This is a genomic window from Symbiopectobacterium sp. Eva_TO (assembly GCF_053848865.1).
In genome coordinates, this window is record NZ_JBSPEY010000004.1 from 1,106,190 (window position 1) to 1,131,559 (window position 25,370).

At 50.4% G+C, this 25,370-nt stretch carries 25 protein-coding genes, 1 tRNA gene, 6 pseudogenes and 1 riboswitch; of the genes and pseudogenes, 11 read left to right on the forward strand and 21 right to left on the reverse strand.

Going from position 1 to position 25,370, the window contains the following annotated elements:
* Positions 1–6: 6 nt before the first annotated feature.
* Entirely contained in the window at positions 7–324 is a 318-nt protein-coding gene (locus tag ACWWJF_RS07715; protein WP_455869121.1) for a regulatory protein RecX, read from the reverse strand.
* A 107-nt stretch (positions 325–431) separates the two neighbouring features.
* Here ACWWJF_RS07715 and ACWWJF_RS07720 point away from each other — a divergent pair, with 107 nt between their 5' ends.
* Complete coding sequence (locus ACWWJF_RS07720; RefSeq protein WP_455869122.1) at positions 432–1,472, forward strand: IS481 family transposase; 1,041 nt, start codon at positions 432–434, stop codon at positions 1,470–1,472.
* Between the two features lie 79 nt (positions 1,473–1,551).
* Here ACWWJF_RS07720 and recA read toward each other — a convergent pair whose 3' ends face one another.
* The 4 genes and pseudogenes from recA to ACWWJF_RS07740 form a co-directional block, all read right to left on the reverse strand.
* On the reverse strand, positions 1,552–2,631 hold the full coding sequence (recA, locus tag ACWWJF_RS07725; RefSeq protein WP_455869123.1) for a recombinase RecA: 1,080 nt from the start codon (positions 2,629–2,631) through the stop codon (positions 1,552–1,554).
* 136 nt (positions 2,632–2,767) lie between these two features.
* On the reverse strand, positions 2,768–3,259 hold the full coding sequence (pncC, locus tag ACWWJF_RS07730; protein ID WP_455869124.1) for a nicotinamide-nucleotide amidase: 492 nt from the start codon (positions 3,257–3,259) through the stop codon (positions 2,768–2,770).
* Between the two features lie 104 nt (positions 3,260–3,363).
* Positions 3,364–3,825 (reverse strand): annotated as a pseudogene (locus tag ACWWJF_RS07735) (integrase core domain-containing protein); the annotation flags it as partial.
* A 9-nt stretch (positions 3,826–3,834) separates the two neighbouring features.
* Positions 3,835–4,999 (reverse strand): annotated as a pseudogene (locus ACWWJF_RS07740) (IS3 family transposase).
* Here ACWWJF_RS07740 and ACWWJF_RS07745 point away from each other — a divergent pair.
* Positions 4,988–5,269: an IS4 family transposase gene (locus tag ACWWJF_RS07745; protein ID WP_455869125.1), complete on the forward strand. Its 282-nt coding sequence runs from the start codon at positions 4,988–4,990 to the stop codon at positions 5,267–5,269. The pseudogene ACWWJF_RS07740 and the gene ACWWJF_RS07745 overlap by 12 nt on opposite strands.
* Before the next feature lie 227 nt (positions 5,270–5,496).
* Here the strand turns inward: ACWWJF_RS07745 and ACWWJF_RS07750 are convergent.
* Positions 5,497–5,572: transfer RNA gene (locus ACWWJF_RS07750), tRNA-Lys, on the reverse strand.
* A gap of 183 nt (positions 5,573–5,755) precedes the next feature.
* On the opposite strand from ACWWJF_RS07750, the gene ACWWJF_RS07755 reads away from it, so the two are divergent.
* Positions 5,756–6,796: an IS481 family transposase gene (locus ACWWJF_RS07755; protein WP_455869126.1), complete on the forward strand. Its 1,041-nt coding sequence runs from the start codon at positions 5,756–5,758 to the stop codon at positions 6,794–6,796.
* Positions 6,797–6,830: 34 nt separating this feature from the next.
* Here ACWWJF_RS07755 and ACWWJF_RS07760 read toward each other — a convergent pair whose 3' ends face one another.
* Positions 6,831–7,232, reverse strand: coding sequence for a hypothetical protein (locus ACWWJF_RS07760; RefSeq protein ID WP_455869127.1), 402 nt, complete (start codon positions 7,230–7,232; stop codon positions 6,831–6,833).
* A 266-nt stretch (positions 7,233–7,498) separates the two neighbouring features.
* On the opposite strand from ACWWJF_RS07760, the pseudogene ACWWJF_RS07765 reads away from it, so the two are divergent.
* From ACWWJF_RS07765 to ACWWJF_RS07775, 3 genes and pseudogenes are all read left to right on the forward strand, one after another.
* Positions 7,499–8,886, forward strand: a pseudogene (locus ACWWJF_RS07765) (DDE-type integrase/transposase/recombinase).
* A gap of 48 nt (positions 8,887–8,934) precedes the next feature.
* Positions 8,935–9,240, forward strand: a complete 306-nt coding sequence (locus ACWWJF_RS07770; protein ID WP_455870989.1) for a KilA-N domain-containing protein — start codon at positions 8,935–8,937, stop codon at positions 9,238–9,240.
* Positions 9,241–9,458: 218 nt separating this feature from the next.
* A pseudogene (locus tag ACWWJF_RS07775) lies at positions 9,459–9,790 on the forward strand (IS5/IS1182 family transposase); the annotation flags it as partial.
* A gap of 75 nt (positions 9,791–9,865) precedes the next feature.
* Here ACWWJF_RS07775 and ACWWJF_RS07780 read toward each other — a convergent pair.
* On the reverse strand, positions 9,866–10,996 hold the full coding sequence (locus tag ACWWJF_RS07780) for a hypothetical protein (RefSeq protein ID WP_455869128.1): 1,131 nt from the start codon (positions 10,994–10,996) through the stop codon (positions 9,866–9,868).
* Between the two features lie 315 nt (positions 10,997–11,311).
* Positions 11,312–11,854: pseudogene (locus ACWWJF_RS07785) on the reverse strand (IS4 family transposase); the annotation flags it as partial.
* A gap of 74 nt (positions 11,855–11,928) precedes the next feature.
* Between ACWWJF_RS07785 and ACWWJF_RS07790 the strand changes: the two are divergent.
* Both ACWWJF_RS07790 and ACWWJF_RS07795 read left to right on the forward strand, forming a co-directional pair.
* Positions 11,929–13,097, forward strand: a protein-coding gene (locus ACWWJF_RS07790; RefSeq protein WP_455869129.1) for an IS3 family transposase whose coding sequence is annotated in 2 segments (ribosomal slippage) — positions 11,929–12,184 and positions 12,184–13,097 — 1,170 coding nt in all. Because the reading frame shifts where the segments join, the coding sequence is not laid out codon by codon here.
* Positions 13,098–13,397: 300 nt separating this feature from the next.
* Positions 13,398–13,691: a LysR substrate-binding domain-containing protein gene (locus tag ACWWJF_RS07795; protein ID WP_455869130.1), complete on the forward strand. Its 294-nt coding sequence runs from the start codon at positions 13,398–13,400 to the stop codon at positions 13,689–13,691.
* Between the two features lie 39 nt (positions 13,692–13,730).
* Here ACWWJF_RS07795 and ACWWJF_RS07800 read toward each other — a convergent pair whose 3' ends face one another.
* The gene (locus tag ACWWJF_RS07800) at positions 13,731–14,771 is read right to left on the reverse strand and encodes an IS481 family transposase (RefSeq protein ID WP_455868660.1); all 1,041 of its coding nucleotides are present in this window, start codon (positions 14,769–14,771) and stop codon (positions 13,731–13,733) included.
* A 116-nt stretch (positions 14,772–14,887) separates the two neighbouring features.
* Here ACWWJF_RS07800 and ACWWJF_RS07805 point away from each other — a divergent pair.
* Positions 14,888–15,343 (forward strand): annotated as a pseudogene (locus tag ACWWJF_RS07805) (LysR substrate-binding domain-containing protein); the annotation flags it as partial.
* Between the two features lie 49 nt (positions 15,344–15,392).
* Here ACWWJF_RS07805 and ACWWJF_RS07810 read toward each other — a convergent pair.
* From ACWWJF_RS07810 to ACWWJF_RS07840, 7 genes are all read right to left on the reverse strand, one after another.
* A complete protein-coding gene (locus ACWWJF_RS07810) occupies positions 15,393–15,581 on the reverse strand; it encodes a YpfN family protein (protein WP_455869131.1) in 189 nt (62 codons plus the stop codon).
* Positions 15,582–15,583: 2 nt separating this feature from the next.
* Positions 15,584–16,258, reverse strand: coding sequence for a M15 family metallopeptidase (locus ACWWJF_RS07815; RefSeq protein WP_455870990.1), 675 nt, complete (start codon positions 16,256–16,258; stop codon positions 15,584–15,586).
* A complete protein-coding gene (gene dapE, locus ACWWJF_RS07820; protein WP_455869132.1) occupies positions 16,255–17,382 on the reverse strand; it encodes a succinyl-diaminopimelate desuccinylase in 1,128 nt (375 codons plus the stop codon). Before dapE ends, ACWWJF_RS07815 begins: the two co-directional genes overlap by 4 nt.
* On the reverse strand, positions 17,342–17,746 hold the full coding sequence (locus ACWWJF_RS07825; RefSeq protein WP_455869133.1) for an ArsC family reductase: 405 nt from the start codon (positions 17,744–17,746) through the stop codon (positions 17,342–17,344). The genes dapE and ACWWJF_RS07825 overlap by 41 nt, the downstream gene beginning before the upstream one ends.
* Before the next feature lie 407 nt (positions 17,747–18,153).
* Positions 18,154–19,361 (reverse strand): IS3 family transposase gene (locus ACWWJF_RS07830; protein ID WP_455870991.1). Its coding sequence is split into 2 segments (ribosomal slippage): positions 18,154–19,040 and positions 19,040–19,361, totalling 1,209 coding nucleotides; the frame shifts between segments, so codons are not numbered across the junction.
* A gap of 210 nt (positions 19,362–19,571) precedes the next feature.
* Positions 19,572–20,603: an IS630 family transposase gene (locus ACWWJF_RS07835; protein WP_455869134.1), complete on the reverse strand. Its 1,032-nt coding sequence runs from the start codon at positions 20,601–20,603 to the stop codon at positions 19,572–19,574.
* Positions 20,604–20,881: 278 nt separating this feature from the next.
* Positions 20,882–21,580: an aspartate/glutamate racemase family protein gene (locus ACWWJF_RS07840; RefSeq protein WP_455869135.1), complete on the reverse strand. Its 699-nt coding sequence runs from the start codon at positions 21,578–21,580 to the stop codon at positions 20,882–20,884.
* A gap of 220 nt (positions 21,581–21,800) precedes the next feature.
* On the opposite strand from ACWWJF_RS07840, the gene cspE reads away from it, so the two are divergent.
* Positions 21,801–22,010, forward strand: coding sequence for a transcription antiterminator/RNA stability regulator CspE (gene cspE, locus ACWWJF_RS07845; protein WP_222159976.1), 210 nt, complete (start codon positions 21,801–21,803; stop codon positions 22,008–22,010).
* 53 nt (positions 22,011–22,063) lie between these two features.
* Here cspE and crcB read toward each other — a convergent pair whose 3' ends face one another.
* Complete coding sequence (gene crcB, locus ACWWJF_RS07850) at positions 22,064–22,447, reverse strand: fluoride efflux transporter CrcB (RefSeq protein ID WP_455869136.1); 384 nt, start codon at positions 22,445–22,447, stop codon at positions 22,064–22,066.
* Positions 22,448–22,522: 75 nt separating this feature from the next.
* A riboswitch (Fluoride riboswitch) is annotated at positions 22,523–22,584 on the reverse strand.
* 172 nt (positions 22,585–22,756) lie between these two features.
* Between crcB and tatE the strand changes: the two genes are divergently transcribed.
* Positions 22,757–22,966 carry a twin-arginine translocase subunit TatE gene (gene tatE, locus ACWWJF_RS07855; protein WP_438814660.1) on the forward strand — a complete coding sequence of 70 codons (210 nt, stop codon included), beginning with the start codon at positions 22,757–22,759 and terminating at the stop codon, positions 22,964–22,966.
* A gap of 100 nt (positions 22,967–23,066) precedes the next feature.
* Here tatE and lipA read toward each other — a convergent pair whose 3' ends face one another.
* The 3 genes from lipA to ybeD form a co-directional block, all read right to left on the reverse strand.
* The gene (lipA, locus tag ACWWJF_RS07860; RefSeq protein WP_455869137.1) at positions 23,067–24,032 is read right to left on the reverse strand and encodes a lipoyl synthase; all 966 of its coding nucleotides are present in this window, start codon (positions 24,030–24,032) and stop codon (positions 23,067–23,069) included.
* Positions 24,033–24,244: 212 nt separating this feature from the next.
* Positions 24,245–24,934, reverse strand: coding sequence for a lipoyl(octanoyl) transferase LipB (gene lipB / locus ACWWJF_RS07865; RefSeq protein ID WP_455870992.1), 690 nt, complete (start codon positions 24,932–24,934; stop codon positions 24,245–24,247).
* 114 nt (positions 24,935–25,048) lie between these two features.
* Positions 25,049–25,312: a DUF493 family protein YbeD gene (ybeD, locus tag ACWWJF_RS07870; protein WP_252319101.1), complete on the reverse strand. Its 264-nt coding sequence runs from the start codon at positions 25,310–25,312 to the stop codon at positions 25,049–25,051.
* Positions 25,313–25,370: the final 58 nt, after the last annotated feature.

Below are 25,370 nucleotides of genomic sequence, written 5' to 3' on the forward strand. Positions count from 1 at the left end.
AGGCAATTACACAAATTTATGTACAGGGTCAGAGCCATAGCCTTTTCGGCTTCGTCCATGAATGTACCGCTGAGCAAATCGCGCATCATCCAACCAGCCGTGTTCATGGCAATATTCCAAAGCAGCGTCAATATCCGCAGCGTCAAATGCCGGATCAACACGAGCCGTCAACTTGCGGCGTAGCTCCCCTTCGCTGTGATCGCGTACCGCTAACAGGCGCATTGCAATAGTGAGTGCGTTAACAGAGGGAGTTGATGGTGTCATTGAAGATACATCTTGGTGAGAGAGCACGACAAACTCCGAATAACGTTTATCGTGCTCCATTCAAGTGTATTAGTCGCGACTTGATCTGACACTGGACCTTGAAAGGTTGAGAGTTACCGGTTTTGATATGGGTGTCGAATCCTTATACAAAACACGAGGTAACTCTCATGCTTCATACTAACAATCCCATCATCAAACACAAAGCCGGCCTGCTCAATCTCGCCGAAGAACTCGGTAACGTATCAAAAGCCTGTAAAATCATGGGGGTGTCACGCGACACGTTTTATCGCTATCAGGAACTGGCGGCAGAAGGCGGCATTGACGCTCTGGTTAACCAAAACCGCCGGGTTCCCAACCTGAAAAACCGTGCTGATGAAGCCACTGAACGTGCGGTTGTTGATTACGCCATTGAGTTCCCGGCTCATGGCCAGCACCAGACCAGTAATGAGCTGCGTAAAAAAGGCGTCTTCATTTCTGGCAGCGGTGTGCGCTCCATCTGGCAACGACACGATCTGGAAAACTTTCGTAAGCGCCTGAAGGCACTTGAGGAAAAAGTTGCCAGAGAAGGCATCGTACTTACTGATGCTCAAATCGCTGCACTGGAGAAGAAGGCGCACGACGACGAAGCCTGTGGTGAAATAGAGACTGCTCACCCGGGTTATCTGGGGTCGCAGGACACCTTCTACGTGGGTAATCTGAAAGGTGTTGGCCGTATCTACCAGCAGACGTTCGTGGATACGTACTCGAAAGTGGCGCACTGCAAGCTTTACACGAGTAAAGCACCGATCTCTGCCGCCGACCTGCTCAATGATCGCGTGCTGCCGTTCTACGAAGCTCAGGGGCTGCCAATGCTAAGAATACTGACGGACAGGGGGACGGAGTACTGCGGTAAAGTGGAACAACATGACTATCAGCTGTACTTGGCTATCAACGATATAGACCATACGAAAACGAAAGCGATGTCTCCGCAGACAAACGGTATCTGCGAGCGCTTCCATAAAACTATTTTGCAGGATTTTTATCAGGTTGCGTTCCGTAAGACGTTATACGAGGACCTAGAAAGTCTACAAAAGGATCTGGACAACTGGTTGTGGCATTACAATAATGAGCGAACTCATCAGGGTAAAATGTGCTGCGGGCGTACGCCAATGGCCACGTTACTTGATGGTAAACGAGTCTGGGCAGAAAAAAATCTGAACCAGATTTAATCTGACAGACACCTGTATAAATAACCGGTAACTGTCAGATCAGGTCTGAGCTAATACAATTCAAGTCACTTAACGCGGTTTAAAATTCGCCGTTATTTTCACTACCCGCGGTTTCTGCATCATCGTAGAAACCCGCTTCGCTTGCTGGTGCAGACACATGCTCTTTGTTGTGCAGCAGCATTTCACGCAGCTTTTTATCCAACTCGGCCGCGATTGCCGGGTTTTCTTTCAGGTAATTGCACGCATTCGCTTTGCCTTGCCCGATCTTGTCGCCGTTGTAGCTATACCAAGCACCCGCTTTCTCAATCAGCTTATGTTTCACGCCAAGATCGACCAACTCACCGTGGATGTTGATCCCTTCACCGTACATGATCTGGAACTCAGCCTGTTTAAAGGGCGCCGCCACTTTGTTTTTCACCACTTTCACGCGTGTTTCACTGCCCACCACTTCTTCTCCATCTTTAATGGAGCCAATGCGGCGGATATCGATACGTACAGAAGCATAAAACTTCAGCGCGTTACCCCCGGTGGTGGTTTCCGGGTTACCAAACATAACGCCAATTTTCATACGGATCTGGTTGATAAAAATCAGCAGCGTATTCGCCTGCTTCAAGTTACCGGCCAGCTTACGCATCGCCTGACTCATCATGCGAGCCGCCAGCCCCATGTGGGAATCACCGATTTCACCTTCGATTTCCGCTTTCGGCGTCAGCGCCGCCACTGAGTCAACGATGATCACGTCAACCGCACCTGAACGCGTCAACGCATCGCAAATCTCTAACGCCTGCTCGCCGGTATCGGGCTGAGAACACAGCAGGTTATCGATGTCGACACCCAGCTTTTTGGCATAAATCGGATCGAGTGCATGTTCAGCATCGATAAATGCGCAGGTTTTACCTTCACGCTGTGCAGCGGCGATAACTTGCAGCGTTAGTGTTGTTTTACCTGACGATTCTGGTCCGTAGATTTCAACGATACGCCCCATTGGCAGCCCACCAGCTCCCAAGGCAATATCAAGTGACAGAGAGCCGGTAGAGATCGTTTCAACGTCCATTGAGCGGTCTTCGCCCAAACGCATGATAGAACCTTTACCAAATTGCTTTTCGATCTGGCCCAGCGCAGCCGCCAATGCCTTTTGTTTGTTCTCGTCAATAGCCATTTCTACTCCTGTCATGCGGCGTAACGCTCTCGCTACACGGCCGCGCACTTTATGTGACTGACACTGGTATGTAATCAAACAGGCGTGTCACCGAATCATTAATAGCATTATACTGTATGCGCATACAGCATCAAGATTATTTTTGCAGAAATCCATCCAAAAGCATCTGAAGTGCGAAACGCACGGCCTGAAGCCGCACAGCATGCCTATCGCCAAGAAACAGCATTTCACGCGCCAGTAGGTTGCCATGCTTGTCACACCAGCCAAACCAGACGGTACCAACGGGTTTTTCGTCAGAACCGCCGTCGGGGCCAGCAATGCCGCTCACAGAAAGTGAATAATCAGCCCCCGCTGCGCGCAAGGCCCCCTGCACCATTTCCCGTACGGTTTGCTCACTCACTGCGCCGTATTGGGCGAGCGTTTCCTCACTGACACCAATGAGGCGCTGTTTTGCCTGGTTGCTGTAAGTGACAAATCCATAGTCAAACCAGCCGGAACTCCCCGCCACATCAGTAATCGATTTCGCTATCCAGCCTCCCGTACAGGATTCTGCACAGGTCACCTTTGCACCCAACGCAGTCAGGCGCGCTCCAATCTGGGCGCTTAACTGCAAAATCTCGGTTTCCATGTTCACTCCACGTTGATTGAGGGTATAGCATCACAGCGTATCATTTTCACACGGGTTCGCCTTCCCCTGATCTTGACCCACCATCTCCGGACAGCTTTTGTATCTTAAGTTAACGATGCCCGCTGGCGCCGATATTCTCTTGGGGAGTTGTATCCCAGCGCACTGTGCGGATGGTTTTCATTGTAATGATTGAACGCCGCTGCAAGGTTCTTCAGCGCTGTTCGCACATCGGGTTTTGGCATGAAGGCGATGTAATCTTCCTTCATCGTCTTCACGAACCGTTCTGCCATGCCGTTACTCTGTGGACGGCTCACTGCTGTTGTGCAGGGCTCCAGATTCAGTTCTCTGGCGAACTTCCGCGTTTCATGCGCTGTGTACGCTGAACCATTATCCGTCAGCCATTGCACTGGTTTATCCGGCAGCGCGCTACCGAAGCGTTTTTCCACCGACCTCAGCATCACATCCTGCACGGTTGAACTGTCATAACCCCTGGTGCTCGCTGCCCAGTCTATGGCCTCCCGGTCGCAGCAGTCCAGTGCGAACGTCACCCGCAGCTTCTCGCCGTTGTGTAGTGGTCAACTAATATTGGCCACCGCATTAGACTGTATGTAGAACAGTCGCTCAGATTCGTTTGGAGTTAAGCCGCCGTTATACCAGTGAGGCCGGATAGCGCTGTAATACCCCGTGATGTAGCGGATAATCGCGTCCTGGGCTTCGCTGAAGCTGTTGTAACCCTTTGTCGGCACCCATTCTGTCTTCAGGCTGCGGAAGAACCGCTCCATTGGCGCATTATCCCAGCAGTTACCCCGCCGACTCATACTCTGCTTTATCCGGCAGCGCCACAGGGCTTGCCGGTATTGACGGCTGGTATAGTGGCTGCCCTGGTCGCTGTGGAACATGACTCCTGTTGGTTGTCCCCGGAGTTCCCAGGCCATCTGCAACGCTTTAACTGTCAGCGCCGAGTCCGGCGACGTCGACATGGCCCAGCCCACCGGTTTGCGGGCGAACAGGTCTAGCACCACCGCAAGGTAAGCCCAGCATTTGCCCGTCCAGATGTAGGTCACATCGCCGCACCAGACCTGATCCGGCGCGGTAACCGCGAACTGGCGGTTGAGATAGTTCGGTATTTCAACGTGTTCATTGCCGCCGCGTTTGTATTTGTGAGCCGGTCGCTGGCAGCTGGCGATACCCAGCTCCTTCATCAGCTTGCCAGCCAGCGCCCCATTTTGACACCAGAGCTGCCGGTGACGATGGTCGCGATACTTCGAGCGCCGGCAGAGCCGCCGCTGGCGTTCCAGGCTTCCATGACGCGACTACACTTAACCACGTGCTCACCGTCGGGTTCATTAGCGGAAGCCTGCCAGTGCCTGTAGCTGCTGCGATGTACCTCAAAAGTTTGGCACAACGCCGTGACCGGGTATCGCGCCCTCAGCCTGTCGACTACCGTGAACCGTTGAGTGAGTCCGACATTAAGAGCGCCGTAGCCTTTTTTAGGATTTCGTTCTCCATTTCAAGGCATTGGACTTTTTTCTTCATCTCACGCAGCTCGAGCTGTTCAGGGGTAAGAGGAAGTCCCGTTGGCGTTTTTCCCTGTCGTTCAAGGCGAAGCTTATTGACCCAGCGACTAATGGCAGAATGGCTGACATTAACCGCCTCTGCGGCCTTAACGTATGTGTAGCCGTGGTCGACAACCAGCTTTGCGGCTTCGAGCTTAAATTCCGCCGTCAAATGTTTACCCATGAGGTCACCTGTCGTGTTGATGAGGTGAGCATATCACCTCCGCTCAGGTGGCCAGTATCAGTGTGCCACTACATACTGATGAACAAGCGTATGCCCAAGGGCCGCCCTAAGCTAAACGAAGTATTGCGCTTAGTTGCGCAACTGGGAGGCTTTCTTGCTCGAAAAGGCGACGGTGAACCAGGCGCAAAAACTATCTGGAAAGGCTTGCAGAAAGTCATGACGGCCGCCGAAACGCTACGCGCGCTCAGGCACGAACAGAGATGTGTATAACGAGGTGAGTTGAAGCCAGTGAAAAAGGACTGCCTCACCCACGGTTAATTAATTGGGAAGAAAAGTGGCTGGCATGGGAAGCACGGGTAATATTAGCCGAAGAGAAGCGGATCGCAGCGGAAGCAAATAGAGTTTATGTCAAAGTAGAGATTGACCCATCTAAAGACGAACGCTTTAAAGATTACAGAGGGCGTTACGGTGCTGTCAGAAGCGACTAATCCCAAATATGGTGGGTTGTGCAGGATTCGAACCTGCGACCGATGGATTAAGAGTCCACTGCTCTACCAACTGAGCTAACAACCCAGGATGGCAGAATTGATTAAAGGGCCGTAACGAGAAAAGCTTTCACAACCAGAGAGAGAATACCCAGAATTCCAGCACTCATGTATTAGTCGCGACTTGATCTGACACTGGACCTTGAAAGGTTGAGAGTTACCGGTTTTGATATGGGTGTCGAATCCTTATACAAAACACGAGGTAACTCTCATGCTTCATACTAACAATCCCATCATCAAACACAAAGCCGGCCTGCTCAATCTCGCCGAAGAACTCGGTAACGTATCAAAAGCCTGTAAAATCATGGGGGTGTCACGCGACACGTTTTATCGCTATCAGGAACTGGCGGCAGAAGGCGGCATTGACGCTCTGGTTAACCAAAACCGCCGGGTTCCCAACCTGAAAAACCGTGCTGATGAAGCCACTGAACGTGCGGTTGTTGATTACGCCATTGAGTTCCCGGCTCATGGCCAGCACCGGACCAGTAATGAGCTGCGTAAAAAAGGCGTCTTCATTTCTGGCAGCGGTGTGCGCTCCATCTGGCAACGACACGATCTGGAAAACTTTCGTAAGCGCCTGAAGGTACTTGAGGAAAAAGTTGCCAGAGAAGGCATCGTACTTACTGATGCTCAAATCGCTGCACTGGAGAAGAAGGCGCACGACGACGAAGCCTGTGGTGAAATAGAGACTGCTCACCCGGGTTATCTGGGGTCGCAGGACACCTTCTACGTGGGTAATCTGAAAGGTGTTGGCCGTATCTACCAGCAGACGTTCGTGGATACGTACTCGAAAGTGGCGCACTGCAAGCTTTACACGAGTAAAGCACCGATCTCTGCCGCCGACCTGCTCAATGATCGCGTGCTGCCGTTCTACGAAGCTCAGGGGCTGCCAATGCTAAGAATACTGACGGACAGGGGGACGGAGTACTGCGGTAAAGTGGAACAACATGACTATCAGCTGTACTTGGCTATCAACGATATAGACCATACGAAAACGAAAGCGATGTCTCCGCAGACAAACGGTATCTGCGAGCGCTTCCATAAAACTATTTTGCAGGATTTTTATCAGGTTGCGTTCCGTAAGACGTTATACGAGGACCTAGAAAGTCTACAAAAGGATCTGGACAACTGGTTGTGGCATTACAATAATGAGCGAACTCATCAGGGTAAAATGTGCTGCGGGCGTACGCCAATGGCCACGTTACTTGATGGTAAACGAGTCTGGGCAGAAAAAAATCTGAACCAGATTTAATCTGACAGACACCTGTATAAATAACCGGTAACTGTCAGATCAGGTCTGAGCTAATACACATTAATTTTTGCTCAGAGCGAATGCCTGCCATTTCAAGTTGTAAATCTCTGCGGACGATTTCCATATCCTTGCGGACGTTGCCAATTTCTGCGGACAGGTCCTTACGGACATTGCCTATCTCTGCGGACAGATCCTTACGCACATCGGCTATTTCTGCGGACAGGTCCTTGCGGACATCGGCTATCTGCGCGTCGGTCTTCTCGAAGCGAGCTTGCATCTCTTTGCGTACGTCTTCAAGGTCACGCTTGGTAACAACATCCGCCACCTCATGAGACTTGCGTACGACGAGCGAAATCGCCTTGGCCTGCTCACTCGTAAGCCCGGCGGTTTGAAGCTCTTCTGACGCCTGCAATGTATCAAATGCAACTTGGCCCATAGAGGCTCCTCCTGTGTTAAGCCAAGTGTAAGCGATCTGACCGCCAATCTGCAAAATTTTACCCGTACCCCCCTTCTAACCACATCCGTTTAATTATGGAGGAATCGTTATGTCTAAATTAGTTGTCATTGAAAATACCATCGTTCGTCAGGACGCTTTCGGGCTTTACTGTCTGTGATGTAGCCCCCTGTAACACCAGACAGTAGCTGTATCTCCAGATAAGAGATAGGCTTAGATATATGTCTAACAATCATGCTAATTTTGAAATGACCGGGATCCTGTTAGGGCAAGAAGTCCGTAAGCGTAAAACTCCGCAAGAGAAAATCGCCATCATTCAGCAGACAATGGAGCCGGGGATGAACGTCTCCCATGTAGCCCGCCTGCATGGCATCCAGCCCAGCCTTTTGTTTAAGTGGAAGAAGCAATACCAGGAAGGAAGCCTCACCGCCGTTGCGGCCGGAGAAGAAGTGGTTCCAGCTTCGGCGCTGGCGACTGCCCTCAAGCAGGTCCGGGAGCTACAGCGCCTTCTGGGTAAGAAGACGATGGAAGTTGAGATCCTCAAAGAAGCAGTGGAGTACCGCCAGTCGCGAAAATGGATAGCGCACGCGCCCTTGTTGCCAAAGGACGGGGAATAGCTCTGGTCAGCCGCGCCATGAGCGTGTCGCGTGCGCAGCTGTCACTGCGGGTTAACCGTTCTGCCGACTGGCTGGACAGGCGCAGCAACCGGCGTAATGACGAAGCTGATGCTGAGATATTATCGGACATCCTCCGTATCATCAGCGACATGCCCAGTTACGGTTACCGCCGAGTGTGGGGTATCCTGCGTAAGCAACGTCGTGCAGAGGGACTTCCACCGGTGAACGCCAAACGGCTTTACAGGATAATGAGCGAGCATAACCCATATCGTTATACACATCTTTTGGCCATTTTTTGAACAGGATGCTCAGAACCCCGTGAATTAAGGCATTCAAGCCATCCCATTGGCTTTTTGAGGTTCAAAATGCCACTCTGAGATAAACCCGTAACTCATTGATTAAACAGTGCGTTAGAAAGATGTGTATAACGATATGAGCATAACCTGCTGTTGTTGCATGATAAAACTGAACGTCCGAAGCGGGAGCATAAAGGCAAAATCGCGGTAGCAGAGAGCGATATGCGCTGGTGCTCAGATGGCTTCGAGTTCGGTTGTGACAACGGCGAGAAGCTGCGGGTGACGTTCGCACTGGACTGCTGCGACCGGGAGGCCATAGACTGGGCAGCGAGCACCAGGGGTTATGACAGTTCAACCCTGCAGGATGTGATGCTGAGGTCGGTGGAAAAACGCTTCGGTAGCGCGCTGCCGGATAAACCAGTGCAATGGCTGACGGATAATGGTTCAGCGTACACAGCGCATGAAACGCGGAAGTTCGCCAGAGAACTGAATCTGGAGCCCTGCACAACAGCAGTGAGCAGTCCACAGAGTAACGGCATGGCAGAACGGTTCGTGAAGACGATGAAGGAAGATTACATCGCCTTCATGCCAAAACCCGATGTGCGAACAGCGCTGAAGAATCTTGCAGCGGCGTTCAATCATTACAATGAAAACCATCCGCACAGTGCGCTGGGATACAACTCCCCAAGAGAATATCGGCGCCAGCGGGCATCGTTAACTTAAGATACAAAAGCTGTCTGGAGATGGTGGGTCAAGATCAGGCTTTACTGTCTGAATGATTTACATCGTGCCGCCGTTGCGCAAGGTAAAGCGACTGAATCACAGAGGCCTTCGGCTTTTTTCAAAAGTAAGGGGACTCGTAAGATAGCAAAATCGTTAGGTAATAACGCATTAAAGACAATGCATGGCGGCATTGAATCAGGCATTTGGGTTGTACCTGCATTAGCTATTCGCTATGTCTATTGGCTTAAAAAAGAAACAATTATAGATAAAAATAGAGCCACAACAGCCTGCTGCTTTGCCGTCATGATGAACGAAGCACCACTGAATCACTTCTCCAGGGAGGTGATTTGTTAGTACCGATGTAGAAATGACCCACATGCCAATGTAAAACTGACCCACCATGGGTAAAACTGGCAGTTTTAAGCGAGCTGCCGATGCTAACATTGGAGTTAATAGTGGAGATTGCTGTTCTTCGTCGGCAAGGCATGTCCATACGTGCTATTGCCCCTCATTTGGGCTGTTCCCGCCAGACTATCCGGCGCTATATCCGCATGGGGGATACTGTGTCATCGTCCCGTTACTGCCACGATGCGTTGCTGAGAAAGAAGAACAGGCCCTTATCCCGCCGCGAAGCGGGGCGCAATAGTGGCCGGACAAGTACCATGAACGTAACCATGCGGTGGCGAATCAGTATCTGAGCGGGAGTAATGACATCTGTAAAAAGAAAGTGGGTTATCACCGCCGTTCAGTGGCAGAAACGGCGATGTTCCGTATCAAAACTCTGCTGGGTGGCCACCTGAGCCTGCGAGACTATGACGCGCAGGTGGGAGAAGCCATGGCGATGGTCAAAGCGCTGAACCGGATGACGCTGTTGGGTATGCAGGCCAGCGTCCGGATTACATAAAACAGGTGTTCAAGCGGGAACCATCCTGTCCGCTAACTCTGATTTATTCAACAAAGCCCACGTGTCATTTAAAATTTACGCGTATTTTCTAACATGCTTATATGCATATGGATAGTTTTCACTATTCTCTAATATAAAATTATCTATTTCTTTGAGTAATTCTGATTTATCAACACTCTTTTTATCTATTCTTGCGTAAATATCACCATTTATTGGACCTTTATAATGTTTACTAGATGGAATTTCTGATGAGTTAAATTGAATATTATCATAAAAGTTAAATTGAATATTATCATAAATAGGTTTATTGCTTTGGTTATATGGCACTGCATATATAGGTTCATCATCTAATTCACTAGGATGAGAATAAATTTTAAATCCATTTAACTGATTGATTTCATTATTAATTTCCTTGGCGAGACTTTCTTGTGTATTTCTTCTTATTTCGTTAATTGATTGAGCAAAATGATAAATCCACTCATTTTCTGTTCCTATTGTTTTTGTGATATCCATGCCATCAATAGAATCTAGCGAAGAGCGTTGCTGGGCATAATAATCAAAACATTTCATTTGTAATAAAATCCATTTTTGGGCGAAACGCTGATTAATAGCCATTTCTTGTTTTGCCTCTTCATCCAATAAATGCAGATTTACTCGTCCATGATTTGCTAAAGACACGCCTTCTAATTTATTTTGCTTACCATCGTATTTTACTTTATTTAAAGCTACATCGAGACCTTCACGGATGACAGTATCATTGTCTAATAATTCACTACTATTAGTTAATTCTCTTTCTTTCAAAGAACAAACGTCTTTTTCAGTGCTCCCATAAACTAATTCTCGCTCATCCATAACATTTTTAATAGAAAAAGAAAAAGTATATATACCATCTTCGTTGTTTTGAGTAATAAATGCCTGAAATCTATCTTGATAAGCTGGATGTGCCATTTCCTTAAGTTGATAAAAAGCAGTAATTTTTTTCAAAACAGATTCAGTAGCAGGTTCATCATTACTATGTGTTAACTCATAAATTTTTTCCAGTGCTTCACTTGCTTTGGTTCCACAAAACCAATCTTTAATTTTTTCCCATATTCCAACATGTATGGCTTCATCTTTTGATGAACTATTAATAGCGCGCTGGATATTTTCATCACTAAGCGTTCTATTGAATGTGAATAGTGAATTACCTTGAATAGAAAGTGACATAGTATAGATCCTTTTCTGGTCGCGACTCAAATTTGTTGATAATAGATATTTATCACATATTTATTCTAAACAGATTATCTATAGATAACAGTTAGCGATGTTTCTTTGTCAGATATCAGGGCATAGGCCATATCGTTATACACATCTTTTGGCCATTTTTTGAACAGGATGCTCAGAACCCCGTGAATTAAGGCATTCAAGCCATCCCATTGGCTTTTTGAGGTTCAAAATGCCACTCTGAGATAAACCCGTAACTCATTGATTAAACAGTGCGTTAGAAAGATGTGTATAACGATATGGGCATAGGCCACCTCGTTATACACATCTCTGTTCGTGCCTGAGCGCGCGTAGCGTTTCGGCGGCCGTCATGACTTTCTGCAAGCCTTTCCAGATAATTTTTGCGCCTGGTTCACCGTCGCCTTTTCGAGCAAGAAAGCCTCCCAGTTGCGCAACTAAGCGCAATACTTCGTTTAGCTTAGGGCGGCCCTTGGGCATACGCTTGTTCATCAGTAGGTAAGCGCCATGAGTCTCGTCGGAATCAAAGAACAACATTGCGTCCAGCTCTGGACAGGTTCGTCCCATACGCATTAAATAGGCGATGCGCCATGCCACGATCATGAACAGCGCCAATGCCCGCTCAATGCGATCCACGGTCGATAACTGTAACGCTTCGACACAGCAGCCGTTCTTCAGCACATTGAAGAACATCTCGATTTCCCATCTAGCCCGATACCAGTCGATCAGCTCCACGATATCTTCTCGTCCTTCAGGTACGCGATTGCTCAGCAACCGCCACTCGACCGGCTTCACGCCTGCTGGCGGCTCAGTTTCCTTGGCTATCACACAAGTCACTGCCAACTGTAGTGGCACACTGATACTGGCCACCTGATCGGAGGTGATATGCTCACCTCATCAACACGACAGGTGACCTCATGGGTAAACATTTTACGGCGGAATTTAAGCTCGAAGCCGCAAAGCTGGTTGTCGACCACGGCTACACATACGTTAAGGCCGCAGAGGCGGTTAATGTCAGCCATTCTGCCATTAGTCGCTGGGTCAATAAGCTTCGCCTTGAACGACAGGGAAAAACGCCAACGGGACTTCCTCTTACCCCTGAACAGCTCGAGCTGCGTGAGATGAAGAAAAAAGTCCAATGCCTTGAAATGGAGAACGAAATCCTAAAAAAGGCTACGGCGCTCTTAATGTCGGACTCACTCAACGGTTCACGGTAGTCGACAGGCTGAGGGCGCGATACCTGGTCACGGCGTTGTGCCAAACTTTTGAGGTACATCGCAGCAGCTACAGGCACTGGCAGGCTTCCGCTAATGAACCCGACGGTGAGCGCGTGGTTAAGTGTAGTCGCGTCATGGAAGCCTGGAACGCCAGCGGCGGCTCTGCCGGCGCTCGAAGTATCGCGACCATCGTCACCGGCAGCTCTGGTGTCAAAATGGGGCGCTGGCTGGCTGGCAAGCTGATGAAGGAGCTGGGTATCGCCAGCTGCCAGCGACCGGCTCACAAATACAAACGCGGCGGCAATGAACACGTTGAAATACCGAACTATCTCAACCGCCAGTTCGCGGTTACCGCGCCGGATCAGGTCTGGTGCGGCGATGTGACCTACATCTGGACGGGCAAATGCTGGGCTTACCTTGCGGTGGTGCTAGACCTGTTCGCCCGCAAACCGGTGGGCTGGGCCATGTCGACGTCGCCGGACTCGGCGCTGACAGTTAAAGCGTTGCAGATGGCCTGGGAACTCCGGGGACAACCAACAGGAGTCATGTTCCACAGCGACCAGGGCAGCCACTATACCAGCCGTCAATACCGGCAAGCCCTGTGGCGCTGCCGGATAAAGCAGAGTATGAGTCGGCGGGGTAACTGCTGGGATAATGCGCCAATGGAGCGGTTCTTCCGCAGCCTGAAGACAGAATGGGTGCCGACAAAGGGTTACAACAGCTTCAGCGAAGCCCAGGACGCGATTATCCGCTACATCACGGGGTATTACAGCGCTATCCGGCCTCACTGGTATAACGGCGGCTTAACTCCAAACGAATCTGAGCGACTGTTCTACATACAGTCTAATGCGGTGGCCAATATTAGTTGACCACTACAATGTGTAAAGGCTTATGCGCGCGATAAATATTTCACCGAAAAAACGGTCACCGTTAACACCGAAAAGGGCAAGAAGCAATTTTATGAAGTCATTCTTTTAAAAGAAGGTGGGCTTTGTTGAATAATAGTGAGTCATGCTGTTTTGCCAATCCACTTTTGGTAGAAAATGCTTGTCCCCTCAGGTGTACAGTTTTCTCATGAAGCCTAACTGCATGATTTTGCGTTGCGAGGATCCGTCGTTTCACTGGGCTGCCAGCATAAAATCTATTTATTCAACAAAGCCACGCGCAAGGTGCAGTTAAACGGAAATGGCATTCACTTTATCGATATTGCGCGCCGACTCATTCAGTCACACGACGACGCCGTCGTGGAGATTAAATCTTATGCCACCGGATACAAAGGTAAAATTGTATTGGCGGTGTTGCCTTCAATGGCGGTGGAATGGTTGCCGCATGTGCTGGCACAGCACCATCGTGCACATCCTGATATCAAGGTTGAGCTGTTGGATACGCAGTGGGATCGCTGCCTGAAAGCTATTCTGGATGGACGCGCGGAAGTGGCATTAACTGTATTAGCTCAGACCTGATCTGACAGTTACCGGTTATTTATACAGGTGTCTGTCAGATTAAATCTGGTTCAGATTTTTTTCTGCCCAGACTCGTTTACCATCAAGTAACGTGGCCATTGGCGTACGCCCGCAGCACATTTTACCCTGATGAGTTCGCTCATTATTGTAATGCCACAACCAGTTGTCCAGATCCTTTTGTAGACTTTCTAGGTCCTCGTATAACGTCTTACGGAACGCAACCTGATAAAAATCCTGCAAAATAGTTTTATGGAAGCGCTCGCAGATACCGTTTGTCTGCGGAGACATCGCTTTCGTTTTCGTATGGTCTATATCGTTGATAGCCAAGTACAGCTGATAGTCATGTTGTTCCACTTTACCGCAGTACTCCGTCCCCCTGTCCGTCAGTATTCTTAGCATTGGCAGCCCCTGAGCTTCGTAGAACGGCAGCACGCGATCATTGAGCAGGTCGGCGGCAGAGATCGGTGCTTTACTCGTGTAAAGCTTGCAGTGCGCCACTTTCGAGTACGTATCCACGAACGTCTGCTGGTAGATACGGCCAACACCTTTCAGATTACCCACGTAGAAGGTGTCCTGCGACCCCAGATAACCCGGGTGAGCAGTCTCTATTTCACCACAGGCTTCGTCGTCGTGCGCCTTCTTCTCCAGTGCAGCGATTTGAGCATCAGTAAGTACGATGCCTTCTCTGGCAACTTTTTCCTCAAGTGCCTTCAGGCGCTTACGAAAGTTTTCCAGATCGTGTCGTTGCCAGATGGAGCGCACACCGCTGCCAGAAATGAAGACGCCTTTTTTACGCAGCTCATTACTGGTCCGGTGCTGGCCATGAGCCGGGAACTCAATGGCGTAATCAACAACCGCACGTTCAGTGGCTTCATCAGCACGGTTTTTCAGGTTGGGAACCCGGCGGTTTTGGTTAACCAGAGCGTCAATGCCGCCTTCTGCCGCCAGTTCCTGATAGCGATAAAACGTGTCGCGTGACACCCCCATGATTTTACAGGCTTTTGATACGTTACCGAGTTCTTCGGCGAGATTGAGCAGGCCGGCTTTGTGTTTGATGATGGGATTGTTAGTATGAAGCATGAGAGTTACCTCGTGTTTTGTATAAGGATTCGACACCCATATCAAAACCGGTAACTCTCAACCTTTCAAGGTCCAGTGTCAGATCAAGTCGCGACTAATACACATTAACCGCAGGTCAGCCTTCTCCGGGCACGTTCAGTTCCCGAATGTTGTTTGCCGATGAGTTTTTCCTGATTTGTCACCGCAATCACCCTCTGGCACAGCGCCAGAGCGTTGACGTTGCCGAAGTGGCACAGCACGCCTTTGTGGGCTTCTCTCAGGGGACCAGCATCCGTCAGTACACCGATCAACTGATGGCGCCGCACAGCTTTAACTACGTGCTTGAAGTGCGCCAACTGACCACCATGATGGGGCTAGTCGCAGCCAACTATGGGGTGAGCATTGTGACCGGTCTGACGCTGTTTCAGTTTCAGCACAAGGATATCGCGATTGTACCGTTTCGCGATCTGTCGCTACAGCGCGGCATCTATCTGGTGACCGACAAAGAGCGGCACTTGTCACAGTGCGCCAAAGAGTTCTATGAATTTCTGCTGGAAAAAGCGGAGAGTTTAACCCCTCGCTCAGCACCCTGACTCGTTGTTCAAAAATGGTCCGCAGGCAACTGGCTGGAAGAGAAACGCATCAGGGTTTTTTCTCCGGCCAGTCATCTTCTTTATCCCACTCGGCGTTGTTGTCTCTATGCGGAGGCAGCTCCGGTTTATTCTTGAGAAAGCGTTTATGGTCGAGGCGGCTCAGTTCTTTCATGCTGTTAATCACCATACCAACCAGAATAATCAGAATCACCCACCAGTAATCAGCCAGCCAGGACATGTTCAATCCTCATCGATATTCATGATAAAGCGGGAAAAAATATCAGGCAGATGCAGGCGTAGCCAGGTATCTCCCGCGATATCTTCATGTTGCCAGGCTTCCAAAATAACCTCTGGTGTCAACTGTTTCGCTGCCGGTCTGGACAAGGGCTGGTAGCTGATGTGCCAGGGTTCCACAGCAACGCCGCCGCGATCGTGGGCAAAAGGTCGGTAAAAATCGAACTGTGCCATATGCGCAGTAAGCCAGTCGTTCAGTTCAGCGAAATAGCCGCCCGCCTCATATTCCCACGGCTCCAGTTGCAGACGAGCCCCTTGAGGCAGGCGTGACGGATCGTAGATATCAAGCTCGGAGCCCCAGTGATGGCGGCTGGCGCACGGGAGGGCAGACCAGCGCAATATCGCGGCACAGCGTTCCGCCACGGAAAGCGTTGCTGCCACCAGCGGCTGGCTGTTTTTATCCAGCAACGGGCGCTCGCCGTTGAATTTTTGATTCCAGATGTGGCGCTGGCGGGCAAAGTCACGAAAGGTGCTGGCGGGCTGTAACTGAAAACCATCACGCGCAGCCGCCTGATGTAAGCCCGTGAAGGCAGTGAGGGCGGCCGGTTGCAGGCTGTGCGCCTCACCGAGCGGGACAAGGTGCTCACGGGTTTTCCCCGTGAGCATGGCGTGCGTCATTATGCGATGAGCTGCTCCATAATGCGTTGATAAATAAGGCTTAGTAATTGCAGATCCGCGGCGCTGACGCATTCGTCCACTTTATGAATGGTGGCGTTTACCGGGCCAAGTTCTACCACCTGTGCGCCCATCTGCGCGATAAATCGCCCATCCGACGTACCGCCATTGGTCAGCAACTCCGGAGTGATTTCGCTGTAATGCTCAACGGCGGTCACTACGGCATCGACCAGATATCCTGGAGGTGTTAAGAATGGTTGGCCGGAGAGATTCCAGTTCAGCGTGTAGTTAAGCTGATGGCGATCCAGCAGAGCGGCGACGCGCGCTTTAACCACGTCGTCCGTCAACTCGGTGCTGAAGCGGAAATTAAACTGCACAAACAGCTCGCCGGGTATCACGTTATTGCTGCCAGTGCCCGCATTGATATTGGCAATTTGCATGCTGGTGGGAGGAAAAAAGGCATTGCCCTGATCCCATTCGGTGCCCACCAATTCATTCAGGGCTTCCATGGCGCGATGTACTGGGTTGTCGGCCAGATGCGGATAGGCCACGTGGCCTTGTACCCCGTGTACCGTCAGATTGGCGGTAATAGAGCCACGACGCCCGTTTTTCACCACGTCGCCTAGTTTGGTGGTGCTGGAGGGTTCGCCCACCAGGCAGTAATCCACGCGTTCATTACGTGCCATTAACGCCTCAACCACTTTCACCGTGCCGTTCACCGCACTGGCTTCTTCATCTGAGGTGATCAAAAACGCCAGGCGGCCCTGATGATGGGGATTAGCTTGTACAAACCGCTCAGCGGCCACCACCATGGCTGCAATTGACCCTTTCATGTCTGCTGCACCGCGCCCATACAAAAAGCCATCGCGCAGGGTAGGTTCAAACGGTGGGTGCTGCCAGCGGCTGGCATCACCGCTCGGAACCACATCGGTATGCCCGGCAAACGCCAGCGTTTTGCCTTCACCGCGCCATGCCCAGACATTTTCGGTATCGCCGAAATCCATTTTTTCAATGGTAAAGCCCACCGCTTTCAGACGTTCAATCAGCAGTGCCTGACACCCTTCATCGCGCGGGCTGAGCGACGGGCGTTTAATCAATTGTTGTGCAAGTTCTAAAACGGGGCAGGACATCTCTCTCTTTCTCCGCGGTAAAGGCGTGGTAACTTTCGGCGTTAAAGCCTAACAGGGCGCGCTCCCCGCTCACCATCAGCGGGCGTTTGATCAAGGCTGGATGGGCCAACAGCAGCGCAATGGCGCTTTCGGCATCGATGACGGCGGCGCGCTCTGCGTCACTTAATTGTCGCCAGGTGGTCCCGCGCGTATTGAGCAACGGCTGCCAATCACCGACAAGGCGGATAAAGGCGGTTAGTTGCGTATGATCCAACCCATCGACAGGGTAATCATGAAACTGATAGGCAATCTGATGCGCTTCCAGCCAGCGTCGTGCTTTTTTGATGGTATCGCAGTTTTTAATACCGTACATCATCAGCGTCATGGTGATAACAGTCCTTTCTCATCGGGAGGCCATTAAGGCGGCAGGTGAATGTGTCAGCATGCCGAAAAATGGCGGGGATATCCACCGATGCAATCTGCTCAGAATGGGATCTTGTTCGCTTTTTATTCGACAGGAAAACGTTTCGCTGGTTAAAAAGTGGGCTTATACTCATATCGTTATACACATCTTTTGGCCATTTTTTGAACAGGATGCTCAGAACCCCGTGAATTAAGGCATTCAAGCCATCCCATTGGCTTTTTGAGGTTCAAAATGCCACTCTGAGATAAACCCGTAACTCATTGATTAAACAGTGCGTTAGAAAGATGTGTATAACGATATGGCTTATACTGGCCTCAGTTAATTTCCAGGGTGATCTTGACCCACCATCTCCGGACAGCTTTTGTATCTTAAGTTAACGATGCCCGCTGGCGCCGATATTCTCTTGGGGAGTTGTATCCCAGCGCACTGTGCGGATGGTTTTCATTGTAATGATTGAACGCCGCTGCAAGGTTCTTCAGCGCTGTTCGCACATCGGGTTTTGGCATGAAGGCGATGTAATCTTCCTTCATCGTCTTCACGAACCGTTCTGCCATGCCGTTACTCTGTGGACGGCTCACTGCTGTTGTGCAGGGCTCCAGATTCAGTTCTCTGGCGAACTTCCGCGTTTCATGCGCTGTGTACGCTGAACCATTATCCGTCAGCCATTGCACTGGTTTATCCGGCAGCGCGCTACCGAAGCGTTTTTCCACCGACCTCAGCATCACATCCTGCACGGTTGAACTGTCATAACCCCTGGTGCTCGCTGCCCAGTCTATGGCCTCCCGGTCGCAGCAGTCCAGTGCGAACGTCACCCGCAGCTTCTCGCCGTTGTCACAACCGAACTCGAAGCCATCTGAGCACCAGCGCATATCGCTCTCTGCTACCGCGATTTTGCCTTTATGCTCCCGCTTCGGACGTTCAGTTTTATCATGCAACAACAGCAGGTTATGCTCGCTCATTATCCTGTAAAGCCGTTTGGCGTTCACCGGTGGAAGTCCCTCTGCACGACGTTGCTTACGCAGGATACCCCACACTCGGCGGTAACCGTAACTGGGCATGTCGCTGATGATACGGAGGATGTCCGATAATATCTCAGCATCAGCTTCGTCATTACGCCGGTTGCTGCGCCTGTCCAGCCAGTCGGCAGAACGGTTAACCCGCAGTGACAGCTGCGCACGCGACACGCTCATGGCGCGGCTGACCAGAGCTATTCCCCGTCCTTTGGCAACAAGGGCGCGTGCGCTATCCATTTTCGCGACTGGCGGTACTCCACTGCTTCTTTGAGGATCTCAACTTCCATCGTCTTCTTACCCAGAAGGCGCTGTAGCTCCCGGACCTGCTTGAGGGCAGTCGCCAGCGCCGAAGCTGGAACCACTTCTTCTGCGGCCGCAACGGCGGTGAGGCTTCCTTCCTGGTATTGCTTCTTCCACTTAAACAAAAGGCTGGGCTGGATGCCATGCAGGCGGGCTACATGGGAGACGTTCATCCCCGGCTCCATTGTCTGCTGAATGATGGCGATTTTCTTTTGCGGAGTTTTACGCTTACGGACTTCTTGCCCTAACAGGATCCCGGTCATTTCAAAATTAGCATGATTGTTAGACATATATCTAAGCCTATCTCTTATCTGGAGATACAGCTACTGTCTGGTGTTACAGGGGGCTACATCAAGTTTATTACCAGGGGGACATGATGATAGAAGTAGAAGTGCGTCACTGGAAAGACTTCATTGAAGAAATGCTACGTAAAAAATAATTATCGGTTACCTAAATAGCTGTTCCTAATACCGCTACACTTTTGCCTGTCCATGTTTTTCACTGGGAAACGGGCTGACGGTTTCCATGAAGCGGCGAACCTTGTTCAGTAACTGCCACATTGAACAGCATTGATGATTGCGGGTAATGGTTTCATGCAACGCCTGCCATAACCGCTCTACATGATTTACCCATGGTGAGTACACCGGCTGATAAATAACCCTGAATTTCGGGTTTTCTTCCAGCCAGCGCTGCGTCTCCCGATTTTTGTGAATAATGTAGTTATCAACTATCAGCGTGAGCGTTTTTGCCCGTCTGTACGTTGCTCTCAGATGCTCTAACATACTGATAAACAAACACGAACTTTTACTGTTTCCTCCAACATCGCTGACTTTTCCCGTCCCGCTGTGTAATGCACCCGCCAGATAATATTTCTCGTTCTGGCCCGGCGTCACGATGCGTTTCTGCTTCCCGCGAACCTGCCAGTCCGCGCCAATTTTGGGATTCAGATGAATATCCACTTCGTCTTCGTAAAAGACGGGATGTTCCGCGCTGCATTGTTCCAGCGCCATCGCGATGGCCTCCATTTTTTCTTCCTTATGCGGGTCGCGGATACGCAGCGTAGGAGCTGCGCGTCGCCACACCAGACCGGCAGAAGGCCGCCAACGGCGCACCGTGGAAGCATGCAACTGGCAACCGGTTATCTCATTGATTTTTATCGCTAGCAGTTCCGTGCTCCAGCGCGAACGCTGATAGCCAAAATCATGAGGGAAACGCTTTACGAGCTGGATTAACAGTGCGCAGATCTGTTCAAACGGCCAGCGACGGCCACGACCGGGCCGCAGAGATTTGAGGCCTTCAATGCCGTACAGGGTGAGCCAGTTAATCCATCTGCCGATTGACGAACGGGCGCAGCAAAGCATTCTGGCGACATCGCTCACGCGCTCGCCCCGGTGCAACATCAGGATGGCGGTCAGCCTGCGGGCGTGATTCTTGTCACGCGTTTTATGGATAGTTTTCTTCATCAGGCGTCGTTCGTTACGGGGTATCGGTGCTATGCTCGACATCGCTCAGTCCGGTTGATGATTTGGGATCTTTATCGATTGATCAGATCGCTCTACTCGGACTGAGTTTCCTTCAGGTGATCTACTATTCGGAACAGTTATTTAGTTTTTCCCATTGATAGATTTGAGTACAGAACCAGGAACAACATTCCATCCAATGCAAAGGCAGTCAGAACGCTCTGACTGACTTTTTTCATGGATAAAATGAGGAAATCTTGAGTGTTTTACTCAGGAAATTGTGATTTAAAACAATAGCTAAATGATTTATGAATACATATAAATTAGTTATTTTCTAATGCGTAATCTGCTGCAGCAATGGCGTGCAGATGGCTGGTATCAAAAAGAGGAATTTTTGTATCAGATTGATGGATTAAAAGGGGAATTTCGGTGCAGCCGAGAATCACTCCTTCAGCACCTTGCAGGGCAAGCCTATCGATAATAATGCTAAATGCTTCTCGCGAACGGTCGAGCAATACGCCGCGGCATAACTCGTCGTAAATGACACGATTGATCTCGTCTCGCTGATCGGGTTGCGGAATGATGACATCAATGCCGTGGCGCTCTCGTAAGCGACCACGGTAGAAATCCTGCTCCATGGTATAGCGAGTACCCAATAAGCCGACGCGCGTCATGCCAACTTGTTTCAGACTGTCGGCAGTGGCATCGGCGATATGCAATACCGGTAATTGACTGGCGCTTTCTACCTGGTCGGCCACCTTGTGCATGGTGTTGGTGCAGATGACGATCGCTTCTGCGCCTGCCTGACGTAGCCCGAGGGCGATTTCAGAAAGCCGCTGTGCCGCCTGCTCCCATGCGCCTTGTGCCTGGAGTTGCTCGATATCATGAAAATCTACGCTGTGCAGTATCAGTTTTGCTGAGTGCAAGCCTCCCAGACGCTGTTGAACGCGTTCGTTAATGAGGCGGTAGTAGGGCACGGTGGATTCCCAACTCATGCCACCGATCAATCCAAGGGTTTTCATTGTTAGTTTATCCTGTGGGTCATTTGCGGTTGCCCGACACAGTGTGTAGGGAGAAAACGGTAACAAAGGTGTCTCATTTCAAACTATTGGTAAATCGGAGCGCATATTTAGCGATTTTCATCACTTTTTATCCAAGTTCAACTGGACAAATGCGTTACTAATTGCTGTACTGTACCAGACACACATTTTGTGTCTTTCATTCATGTTAAAGGTAAGTTTGATGTCTAAGATTAAAGGTAGCGTTAAGTGGTTCAATGAGTCCAAAGGTTTTGGTTTCATCACTCCGGAAGACGGCAGCAAAGATGTATTCGTACACTTCTCTGCAATCATGAGCAATGGTTTCAAAACTCTGGCTGAAGGTCAGCGTGTAGAGTTTGAAATCACTGACGGTGCTAAAGGCCCATCTGCGGCTAACGTTATCGCTATTTAATAATACCGATTTCTTGAAAACCCGCCTTATGGTGGGTTTTTTTTATTCTTTTGTCAGGATACCAGCCAGTTGACCAGTGCGAATGCCAGCGCAGTCATGAGCAGTGAGCCTACCAGATTACACAGAATGTTGATGGCAGCCGCTGAGAGCTGGCCCTGGTTGATAAACAGAAACGTCTCCGCCGAAAAGGTGGAAAATGTGGTTAATCCGCCACACAGCCAGGTCGTTATCAGCAGTTTCCAATGCGGCGGTAACTCCGCATGACGGGCAAAATAGGCGAGGGCACCACCGATGACAAAAGCCCCGATCAGGTTTGCCATCAGCGTACCCACAGGCAGTACTGACACCGCTGTGGTGTTATAGCGCATTCCCAATGCCCACCGGGCAACGCTTCCCGCTCCGCCGCCGATAAACACGGCAAGAAACATCATCCACATAATGACCTCGTGTTGTGCATTATTTTACGTTGAAAGTGATTCAGAGCGGGCAGATGCCTACGCGCCTGCTCTGGGGCGTTCGTAGGCATCATCAGCCCAAAGGGCGGTTAGGGAGGAATGCCATCTCCATGTGACAAAAACAGTGTAGCGGCGATAGGTATCTGGATTCAAGCACTGGCAATAGGCATATCAGAGGTAGGGTCTAATTTTGTTACAAATGGATTTTGTGTTCGCGCTGTCGCAGGCATAAATAAGAAATATCGTTTTTATTCGCTGGTATTCCAGTATTCGTAATCAGGTAGGTGTGTGATGGAAGGTATTAGCATTGCCAAACTGTTGGTGATTGCCGCGCTGATCGTATTGCTGTTCGGCACCAATAAACTGCGCTCGCTGGGCGGCGACTTGGGGGCAGCAATCAAAGGGTTCAAGAAAGCGATGAATGACGATCAGTCAGTGAAACCGACCACCGCAGGAGATGATGCAGCGCCTGCCGGTGAAATTCGTCATAACAAGGACTAATCGTCTTAATGAAAAAGGGCGGCCTGTCGGCCTCCCTTTTACGATAAGTACGTCAGCAACAGAGTCAATGTGTAACTAAATATTGTTACACCCAACGTGCTTACTTAACCTCAATGCCTTTCGCTTGCAGATCGGCGTGATACGACGAACGCACCAACGGGCCGCAGGCTGCGTGGGTAAAGCCCATCGCCGTCGCCTCGGCTTTCATTTCATCGAATTCTTCCGGACTCACATAGCGTTTCACTGGCAGGTGATGACGGCTAGGCTGTAAGTATTGCCCTAATGTCAACATGGTGACACCGTGGCTGCGCAGGTCACGCATTACTTCAACGATCTCTGCATTGGTTTCCCCCAGCCCAACCATCAGGCCGGATTTAGTCGGAATTTCAGGGTGAGAGGCTTTAAAGTTCTCAAGCAGTTTCAATGACCACTCGTAGTTGGCACCAGGGCGTACCTGACGGTAGAGGCTCGGTACGTTTTCCAGATTGTGGTTGAACACATCCGGCGGCGTCACGTTCAGGATATCCAGCGCCTTATCCATACGGCCGCGGAAATCGGGCACCAGCGTCTCGATGCGAATATGTGGGTTTTTACGGCGGATCGCGGCGATGCAGTCTGCGAAGTGCTGTGCGCCGCCGTCACGCAGGTCATCCCGGTCTACGGAGGTGATCACCACGTAACGTAACCCCATGTCATGGATTGTCTGTGCCAGTTTCTCTGGCTCATTGGCATCGGGCGTTACCGGGCGGCCGTGTGCCACGTCGCAGAACGGGCAGCGGCGGGTACAAATGGCACCCAGAATCATGAAGGTGGCTGTACCGTGGTTGAAACATTCGGCCAGATTCGGGCAGGAAGCTTCTTCACAGACAGAATGCAGGCCGTTTTTGCGCATGGCCGCCTTGATGCCCTGAATACGGCTGGAATCGGCAGGTAACTTGATTTTCATCCATTCAGGTTTACGCAGTAGCTCCTGCCGCTCAGTGACGACGGTGCGTACCGGGATGAGTGCCATTTTGTCTGCATCGCGGTATTTAACGCCGCGTTCCATCTGAATCGGTTTACTCATGATAGCCAGGTTCCAGTTCTGAATCACAGGTTGAATCATGATTTAAGTTCTATGATTCAATGGATTATGTTTCTAATTAAACTTTTTTAAAAACTATAAAAAATTATACCATCTTTGCTGTATGACATTCAGCCTTTACGTCGCACAAATGCATAAATAATGTAAACGGAATGTGATTTGGCACCGATAAGCATAAACCCAACTGCACCATTTCACGCCGATATACTGCGCGGTACGGGCGCGCCATGAGAGGCCCAATCCCATACCAGTGGCGCTTGTTGCGTGTAGCCAAGCTGTTGCATAAAGGTCGCGACCAATAGCGGGGCGACATCTGCCACTTCCACGCCGGGTACGTGCTGGCTGACCTGCGTCATTACCATGCCCGCATAGCCGCACGGGTTAATACGCAGGAACGGCGTCAGGTCCATATTGATGTTGAGTGCCAGCCCATGGAAAGAGCAGCCTTTACGAATGCGTAGTCCGAGTGAACAGATTTTAGATTCCTGCACATACACACCCGGCGCATCAGCGCGAGCATGAGCGGTGATACCGAACTGTGCCAGTGTATCGACCACGGTATTTTCAATGGCGGTGACCAGTTCCCGCACGCCCACTTTTCGGCGTTTCAAATCCACCAGAACATACATCACTTGCTGGCCCGGTCCGTGATAGGTCACCTGGCCGCCGCGATCGCTTTGAATCACTGGAATATGGCCGGTAGTGAGCAGATGCTCTGCCTTGCCAGCTTGACCTTGGGTAAAAACGGGAAGGTGCTGCACCAACCAGAGCTCATCCGCGCTTTGCGTGTCACGCAAATCGGTAAACTGGTGCATTGCCAATGAGACGGGCTCATAGGGTTGTACGCCAAGCTGACGTAAGATGATCTTATCCTGTAGCAACATCGTGATCTTCAGGTTAAGGAAAACAATGGAGCCGATTATAGTCGCGGGACGCGCCAGCGAACAGCGCTGAAACACATTTTCCCGCGATTATCCGGTCGGGCAGGCGTCATGCCCTTACAGTACAACGCGTACGATATCGATAGCGCCCAGCTCTTCATAGAGCGTTTCGACTTGCTCAATGTGCGTGGCGGTAATGGTGATGGAAACCGAATGATAATTGCCTTTGCTACTCGGTTTGACCTGCGGGCTATAGTCGCCCGGCGCATGACGTTGCACCACTTCGACAACGCGGTCTACCAATTCTGGCTGCGCGTGTCCCATCACCCGGTAGGTGAATGAGCAGGGAAATTCGAGCAGTTCATTGAGTTTGGTTTTCATGTGTTCTCCAGATGGATCGGTGCCCATGCTGATCGTCGCTGTTCAATAGCGTTTGGTT

Excerpts from the sequence above, each read along its gene's own strand:
- ACWWJF_RS07715 (WP_455869121.1), bottom strand. The coding sequence starts at position 324 with ATGGAGCACGATAAACGTTATTCGGAGTTTGTCGTGCTCTCTCACCAA.
- ACWWJF_RS07720 (WP_455869122.1), top strand. The coding sequence starts at position 432 with ATGCTTCATACTAACAATCCCATCATCAAACACAAAGCCGGCCTGCTC.
- recA (WP_455869123.1), bottom strand. The coding sequence starts at position 2,631 with ATGGCTATTGACGAGAACAAACAAAAGGCATTGGCGGCTGCGCTGGGC.
- pncC (WP_455869124.1), bottom strand. The coding sequence starts at position 3,259 with ATGGAAACCGAGATTTTGCAGTTAAGCGCCCAGATTGGAGCGCGCCTG.
- ACWWJF_RS07745 (WP_455869125.1), top strand. The coding sequence starts at position 4,988 with ATGTTTACCCATGAGGTCACCTGTCGTGTTGATGAGGTGAGCATATCA.
- ACWWJF_RS07755 (WP_455869126.1), top strand. The coding sequence starts at position 5,756 with ATGCTTCATACTAACAATCCCATCATCAAACACAAAGCCGGCCTGCTC.
- ACWWJF_RS07760 (WP_455869127.1), bottom strand. The coding sequence starts at position 7,232 with ATGGGCCAAGTTGCATTTGATACATTGCAGGCGTCAGAAGAGCTTCAA.
- ACWWJF_RS07780 (WP_455869128.1), bottom strand. The coding sequence starts at position 10,996 with ATGTCACTTTCTATTCAAGGTAATTCACTATTCACATTCAATAGAACG.
- ACWWJF_RS07800 (WP_455868660.1), bottom strand. The coding sequence starts at position 14,771 with ATGCTTCATACTAACAATCCCATCATCAAACACAAAGCCGGCCTGCTC.
- ACWWJF_RS07810 (WP_455869131.1), bottom strand. The coding sequence starts at position 15,581 with ATGTCCTGGCTGGCTGATTACTGGTGGGTGATTCTGATTATTCTGGTT.
- dapE (WP_455869132.1), bottom strand. The coding sequence starts at position 17,382 with ATGTCCTGCCCCGTTTTAGAACTTGCACAACAATTGATTAAACGCCCG.
- ACWWJF_RS07825 (WP_455869133.1), bottom strand. The coding sequence starts at position 17,746 with ATGACGCTGATGATGTACGGTATTAAAAACTGCGATACCATCAAAAAA.
- ACWWJF_RS07835 (WP_455869134.1), bottom strand. The coding sequence starts at position 20,603 with ATGTCGAGCATAGCACCGATACCCCGTAACGAACGACGCCTGATGAAG.
- ACWWJF_RS07840 (WP_455869135.1), bottom strand. The coding sequence starts at position 21,580 with ATGAAAACCCTTGGATTGATCGGTGGCATGAGTTGGGAATCCACCGTG.
- cspE (WP_222159976.1), top strand. The coding sequence starts at position 21,801 with ATGTCTAAGATTAAAGGTAGCGTTAAGTGGTTCAATGAGTCCAAAGGT.
- crcB (WP_455869136.1), bottom strand. The coding sequence starts at position 22,447 with ATGTGGATGATGTTTCTTGCCGTGTTTATCGGCGGCGGAGCGGGAAGC.
- tatE (WP_438814660.1), top strand. The coding sequence starts at position 22,757 with ATGGAAGGTATTAGCATTGCCAAACTGTTGGTGATTGCCGCGCTGATC.
- lipA (WP_455869137.1), bottom strand. The coding sequence starts at position 24,032 with ATGAGTAAACCGATTCAGATGGAACGCGGCGTTAAATACCGCGATGCA.
- lipB (WP_455870992.1), bottom strand. The coding sequence starts at position 24,934 with ATGTTGCTACAGGATAAGATCATCTTACGTCAGCTTGGCGTACAACCC.
- ybeD (WP_252319101.1), bottom strand. The coding sequence starts at position 25,312 with ATGAAAACCAAACTCAATGAACTGCTCGAATTTCCCTGCTCATTCACC.